The sequence below is a fragment of the Pseudomonas sp. WS 5532 genome (assembly GCF_012985445.1).
Lineage (GTDB): Bacteria > Pseudomonadota > Gammaproteobacteria > Pseudomonadales > Pseudomonadaceae > Aquipseudomonas > Aquipseudomonas edaphica.
The window spans coordinates 1-597 of the sequence record NZ_JAAQWK010000060.1 but is presented as its reverse complement, the minus strand read 5'-3'; the positions used below and the strand labels follow the sequence as shown (position 1 = coordinate 597).

General features: G+C 60.3%; 1 pseudogene. It reads right to left on the bottom strand.

Annotation, left to right across the window (positions count from 1 at the left end):
- Nucleotides 1–526 (bottom strand): annotated as a pseudogene (locus tag HBO23_RS33570) (mechanosensitive ion channel protein); the annotation flags it as partial.
- Between the last annotated feature and the right edge of the window lie 71 nt (nt 527–597).

Here is a 597-nt window from a genome sequence, read left to right as displayed (position 1 = left end):
ACGAGCGGCCCAGCGTGTCTTGCAAGAATCGGCTGGCATACAGGGTCAGCAACAAGGACAGCAGCGCGGGCACCATATACGGCGCCACATACTTGACCAACGCCTGAATGCGCGGCCTGCCAGCAATCGGTCGGGTTGTGAGCAGATAACGCGCCAGCCATCGCCCGGCAAACATCAGCCCGAAAAATGCGCCAAACCAGATGACCGACAACAGGAAGAAATCGGCCAGCCCGCTCCATGACGGATGGCTGGATGCCTGCTCGACCAGTGCCCCCACTTCATCAGCCGCACGCTCGGTACGCAGCCCCCAGGTGTCCAGCAGGTGCATGCTCAGGCCCAGTTTGTCCTGAACCTCATCCATGCCAGCACCCAAAGCCCCCAGCAGGCCGCCATCAACCAGAACAGGCGGTTTGCCATCCGCCTCTTCGGCCTTGATCACGGAAGCCAGTGTGGGCGCGGCATGGAGCAGGCCGTTGCCTGAAAACAACACGACGAACAGCAAAATCAACGTTTTGAATTTGAACAAACCCGGGGGCCTCCTGAGTATCCTTGACAGGCCAGCCGAATCGAAGGGATTAGGCTCGATACGGGGCGCGC